3 protein-coding genes and 2 pseudogenes are annotated in these 5,815 nt (G+C 49.0%); all 5 read right to left on the bottom strand.

What is annotated here, in order from left to right:
• Positions 1-98: 98 nt before the first annotated feature.
• A pseudogene (locus tag BLS94_RS14230) lies at positions 99-386 on the bottom strand (polysaccharide deacetylase family protein); the annotation flags it as partial.
• 162 nt (positions 387-548) lie between these two features.
• Positions 549-1,550: an XrtA/PEP-CTERM system-associated ATPase gene (locus BLS94_RS14235; RefSeq protein WP_090962571.1), complete on the bottom strand. Its 1,002-nt coding sequence runs from the start codon at positions 1,548-1,550 to the stop codon at positions 549-551.
• A gap of 13 nt (positions 1,551-1,563) precedes the next feature.
• A complete protein-coding gene (locus tag BLS94_RS14240) occupies positions 1,564-3,138 on the bottom strand; it encodes a TIGR03016 family PEP-CTERM system-associated outer membrane protein (protein WP_090962574.1) in 1,575 nt (524 codons plus the stop codon).
• Positions 3,125-4,024, bottom strand: coding sequence for an XrtA-associated tyrosine autokinase (locus BLS94_RS14245; protein ID WP_090962576.1), 900 nt, complete (start codon positions 4,022-4,024; stop codon positions 3,125-3,127). Before BLS94_RS14245 ends, BLS94_RS14240 begins: the two co-directional genes overlap by 14 nt.
• Positions 4,025-4,205: 181 nt before the next feature.
• Positions 4,206-5,702: pseudogene (locus tag BLS94_RS14250) on the bottom strand (XrtA system polysaccharide chain length determinant); the annotation flags it as partial.
• Between the last annotated feature and the right edge of the window lie 113 nt (positions 5,703-5,815).

A 5,815-nucleotide genomic window follows, 5' to 3' on the forward strand; every position in this document is an offset into this window, starting at 1 on the left:
GAATGCTTGCAATGCCTCGGACAAAAACAAAATGAAGAGAACCATCGATTAATGATGGAAGTTTGTTAAAGATGAGGTTTTTCAGGGACGACTTGAATAATGTCGTTTCGAAACTCATGGGGTTCCTGATCCGAAACACGGCAGTGACCCCAGCCGTGGCTGGCGAGTTCATGGCCGCCAGCGACAATTCGTTTTACCATGGCGGGGTAACGATCGGCGATCCATCCAAGGGTAAAAAAAGTTGCTTTTGTGCAATCCTCGTCCAGCAAAGCAAGAATACGGTCGATATTTACCTCTACACGGCAAGATAAGGATGACCATGATTCCCGTGGAATATGATTGGCAAAGGCAGAAACCTGGAAGTAATCCTCCACGTCGACCGTCATCGCATTACGTATACGCGCTGGGGTCATCGGAGGGCCTTCATCCCATGTCTCTCAACAACGTCCGCAAATCGCCACTTCTGCCCGCTATTTTCAAATTGTCCATAAATAGTCGGTGCTTTCTGGACCGCCAGGTCGAAGCAGTAGCGCTTGTGCCGTTGAGCATTATGTTTTATCCTCTGGGGGGCTCTTGTTTGCTCGGCCCAGCGAGAGTATCTGCTTGAGCAGTCCCACCAAGGAGACAACTGAGTCCTCCAGCCTGGCAATTCGGGTGCTCATGCTTTCGAGATCGGAAAGAGGTTCTTCTCTAACGGAGCCAATGTCGCTATCCGATGCGCCGGCTGTTATCGGAATCTCAAATTCCTGTTGTATATCGCGGATCACCTCGCTGACTTCCTCGCTGCCGAAGTTGTGCAATTTCTCCAGACAACCCATCAATAACAGACGATCGCACAACGCATTGATCCTTCTGGGTATCCCGCCCGCGTGGTTGTGTATGGTTTCAAAAGCATCTTCTTCAAATGATGGGTCACCGCACCAACCCGCTGTCTTTAATCTATGTTCGATATACGATCGTGTTTCCGATAAATCCATGGGTCCAAGGTGATAAGTTGCAATCACTCTTTGCCGCAACTGCTGCATATCGCTGCTAAGTAAAGTTTTTCGGAACTCCGGTTGGCCGAGCAGGAATGTCTGGAGTAAAGACCTGTCATCCGTTTGAAAATTGGAAAGCATCCTCAACTCTTCCACGGTCCGTCGCGAGAGATTCTGCGCTTCATCTACAACCAAAAGCGCGCGCTTTCCTTGCTGGTCGCATTGGCGAAAGAACTGCTCGAGGCGAATGAGTAGAGAAGCCTTATCTGAATTCTCGTAAGCGAGCCCAAACGCTGCAGCGACCAGCTTTAATGTATCGGCAGATTCCAGATCGGTATTGACGATCTGAGCGGCAAGAATTTTTTCGGCCTCCAGTTTGCGGAAAAGATTGCGCACCAAGGTGGTCTTTCCCGCACCGACTTCTCCGGTAACCACGATGAAACCTTCTCTCTGGGAAAGCCCATACTCAAGATAAGCCATGGCACGTTTATGGCCCCTGCTTCCAAAGAAAAAATTGGGGTCAGGTTTCAATTGGAAAGGCTTGACTCTGAAGCCGTAAAAGGGTCCGTACATTCGTCTATTTCCGTTAGAAACTCATGCTCAAGGACGCGATCGCGGCATTCTCATGATAATTTGCCCCTTGGTTGGAGTTGCGCCGATTGTGCCGTACTTGAAGCGTGCCCACCAGATTAGGCATAATTTCCGGAAGTTGCCTCCTCAACCCCGTGCTGAATAACATCATATCGTCTTGTCTGGCGGCGCCAAGAAAACTGAACCTTGCATATCCAAAATTCAGGTTGGCAGTCGTTAACCGAGAAATTCTATAGCTCCACAATGCATTACCACCGCTCTGTCTGGTATGGTTGAGCAACGACAAGTCTGCGTCATTTCCCAACCCGACATCGACTGATTCTGGCGAAAATGCCTGACGTGTCATATTGAATAACCGGAATGCGAGCGTATTTCTTGTACCATTCATAGCGACGGATGCCTGGAAGCGCTTCTGCAGAAAGAGCCGGTTCGTTAAAAAATTGTTGGGATCAGCAAAAGCACCTGAACCTCCAAATCCAAGAAGCGCGCCGGTATTTTGCTGAATAACATCTTGGCTGAGATTGGGGTTTTGGGCAGTAAGAAGCTGGCTTAGAGTACCCCCCATGCTGAACATGGAGCCAGCCTGAAGCTGTTGGTTGAATGTCGTAAGGCCTTCATCATAACGCGCCTCCCATGCGGTCAAGCGGGTGCGGTGCCGCGCGAGAGCCGAATAGGTGTCGCCGAAAAACCTTTGACCTCCACTGATCGCTATACTGGTTCTTTCAGTGGGTGTCCATAAAAAGCCTACTGACCAGGTAGGGCTGGATGGATTTCCTCGAATTGAAAGAAAGCTATTCTTTTCGTAGCCTCCCGTTGCAGTTAGGCTAAATTGCGCCGTAACCCGGTAACGAAGGTTGGCGGTGTAGCGTTCGAACTCGACGTTCCGGTTTGAACGGTCAAAGTGAACCGTTTGATTGCTATAGTTAAAACCCCAACCTAGTGTGCTGAACGCGCTGCCGCTGTTCAAGGAAAATAAATAGCCGGTTCCTTGGCTGTTGAAAAGTGCGTTGGCGTCTGAAGTAACCTGGTTATAGTTGTAGCGCAACTCCGTGGATGCAAAATCCTTGAACCGATGCCGAAGATAAGGGCTGATTCTATATGTTCTTACATCAGCCCTGTTACCCGTGACGTTAACGTTGTCAAGCGATTGCGGTCCCGTTAGCGAGAGATTTTGCTGCGTCATTGCGGCTCGTCCATCCACAAAAAACAGGTCTTCAATCAGCTCGGCGGTTCCTGTAGCATTCAGTTGATGCCTGGTTCGGGTCAGGTTGCTGTTCTGAGCGTAGAAAAGATTATTCATCATATACATCAGATTGAGATTAAAGCGTGGTCCTAACCCATTCATGTACAGGCCGGGATTGACCTGACTGACAAAATCGCCTGATCCGGATCCGTTTGATGTTCTTCCCAATCTAATATTATCAGAATAACTTTCGATCACATTCATCCGGGGAGTAACTCGCCATTCGGCCGCATCACAATAAGTGGACAGGAGTAACAACACCGTTGCGGCGGAGTGGGCAACCGTGAACAATGCCCTTTGACAGGGCTTATTCTCAGGCACTCTCATGATAATAGTAACCGTAATACTCACTACCAGAAAATGATCTGGCCTTGTTATAGATCAGATTTACGACATCGCAGGATTCGATCTGACGGAGGGTTTCCTTAACAGCCTGTTGTGATGTGGTTTCGGCCTCCACTACCAGTACAATTTGTCCCATCTGGGTCGCCAGAACGCGGGCCTCGCTCGTCAATAGCAGTGGCGGCGAATCAAAAATAACGACGCGATCGGCATAGCGTTCCGCGAGCTCCTTTAGCAATTCGCCCATGCTCTGGCTTGCCAGTAGCTCTGTGGAATGAGAATGGCGCGTTCCGGCGGTGAGAAGAGTCAACTTCTCGATATTGGTTTTAATCAGAACGTCGGCCAAATCAAGTTTTTCATCGAGCAGAATATCGAGCAAGCCTCTCTCTTTTCCAACACCAAGGATCCTGGGAACCGTAGGACGCGCCACATCAGCGTCGACCAGCAATACCGTGCGGTCCATTTCCATTGCTATGCTCATAGCCAGATTGACAGTACAAAAACTTTTCCCTTCCCCCGCAAGAGCGCTAGTCACCATGATCAGATTTCCGTTCTTGACCCTGCCCGGCCCCTTGCTAAAAGCGTTGGTGAGCAATGGTCGCTTGATCACGCGGAATTGCTCGGCTATCTGCGTTCTTCCTTCGTCCGGCGTGACAATGCCATGCTGGCGCATTTTCGCGAGGTTTAGCGTAATTCGCTTCGACGTCGAGCCAGGGTTTGGCGGACAATCCTGACTGAGTTCTTCCCTGGGAACATCATTTTCGATTATGAGTTTTTGATCCGGATTTATGGCAGCGGCTGATGGGGTATTCCGGGCATTGGGCTCCGCTTCTTTTTCGAGTTTAGCTGCCGCTTTTTCAATAATGCTCACGCTTTCTCCAATATTCTGATTTTGGACTTACCAGATGTCGCTTGTATTTAATTGCGAACTGCCTGTTCTAATGTAGGCCGGACGGGGCGATGGAGATTTAATGGCTAATGCGGCGATCGCGGCTAATTTTTCAATTCTGGCACCCTGCCGTTTTATTCGAGAAATAGCGCCTGGACTTCGGTCAAGCAATTTTCACCATTAATGTTGCATACAGGCCCAGCAAAGATAGCAGGGAAAGACCAAACGCATAAAGCCGCTTTTTGCGTTTACTTTTTTCCTGATCGGTCCAGATCATGGGGATAGAACCCAATATGGGCTTACCGGAGATTTCACGCAGACTCGCTTGACTATGGAATGTCGGCCTTACCTGGCTGACAACAAATGCTATTCCGATTCCCGCCAATAAGGCGCCAAGGAAAACAATAGAAAAAAACTTGGCGCGATCTGGGCCTACCGGCCTGTCCGAGACCGTTGGTGGATCGATAATCCTGAACGATACCAAATCGGTAGCGGAACCCAAGTCTCCCGATATCTTTGCGGATTCACGGCGTTCGAGAAGTTTTTCATAATTGGATTTATTAACCTGATAGTCGCGGTTAAGTTGCGTAAGCTCGGCTTCAACTTGAGGCACGGCATTGCTGAGGGCTTTCATTCGCTCATATCGGGAAGTATATTCCTCCACACGAGCTCTCATTGAAGCGACGTCAGCCTCGGCTTCCGCTAAAGCCACGTTGAGCTGCTGCAGCATGGGACTATAATTTTTTCCAGGATCAGCGCTAGGCTTGATCAGCTTTGCTTCTTCCTTTTTACGCTCCTCAAGCTGCGCAATAAGACGCTTCGTCGATATGATGTCCGGGTGCAGTTCCGTAAAGTTGAGCCTGAGAGCATCCAGATTCTTGTCGAGCGCCTCAATTCGAGAATCAAGCTCCACATTGACTATGGACGAGATTGAGTCATCTTGATCCACCAGAAGAACGGGCTCGTCGCCGGTAATTTGTCTTTTGATCGCATCGCGTGCCTGCTCGGCCTCCCGCAACTCGAGCCTTGTTTTATTAAGATCTTCCACAGCCTGAGATAACTGCGAGTAATAATCTCCGCCCTGCGCGGGCATTATTCCAATGTTCTTCTGCTTGAATGCCTTAAGGTTATTTTCTCCCACAACCAATTTCTCCTCATAACTGCGGATCTGCTCATCAATAAAGCGAATCGCAGACGAGGAGTCCTGTGTCTTGCCTCCAAGCCCCCCCTCAACAAAAATGGTGAGTAGAGATTGAACAACGTCTTTGGCAAGTTTTGGATTCTGGTCGTTATAGTGAATGGTAAAAAGGTTATCACGACCAGTCGTCCCGAGCTTGATCTTATCCATGAGGTCCTTGACGAGATTTTCCTGCTCTTTGACGTTTTTTGCCTTAATATCCAGGTCCACCATCCGAATGACTCTTTCCACATTGGGCCGGCTGATCAAAGTACGACTCATGATGGAAACCTGCTGCTGAAGATCCGGAGACACGGTCATCCCAGCCATCAAAGGCTTCAATACATTTTGAGTATCGACGTAAATCCTTGCAGTGGACTGATAATTATCCGGCAGCTTATAAACAATTGTCCATCCCGCCATAGCAACGACCCAGGCGGCAACCACCGCAACCCAGCGATATTTCCAGGCCCCTTTCAGGTAAACGAGTAGTTGGGCTGTACGCGTTGCGCCATAGAAAAAGGTTACCGAAACAGTTTTGCAGTTAACGTTGTGCCATAAGGAAAGGAATTCATTTTAGTGCATCGAAGATGATT

The organism is Nitrosospira sp. Nsp18, from assembly GCF_900103145.1.
In the GTDB taxonomy this organism is placed as follows: domain Bacteria; phylum Pseudomonadota; class Gammaproteobacteria; order Burkholderiales; family Nitrosomonadaceae; genus Nitrosospira.

What these genes read in the sequence shown, in the direction of transcription:
- BLS94_RS14240 (WP_090962574.1), bottom strand. Translation starts at nt 3,138, where the DNA reads ATGAGAGTGCCTGAGAATAAGCCCTGTCAAAGGGCATTGTTCACGGTT.
- BLS94_RS14235 (WP_090962571.1), bottom strand. Translation starts at nt 1,550, where the DNA reads ATGTACGGACCCTTTTACGGCTTCAGAGTCAAGCCTTTCCAATTGAAA.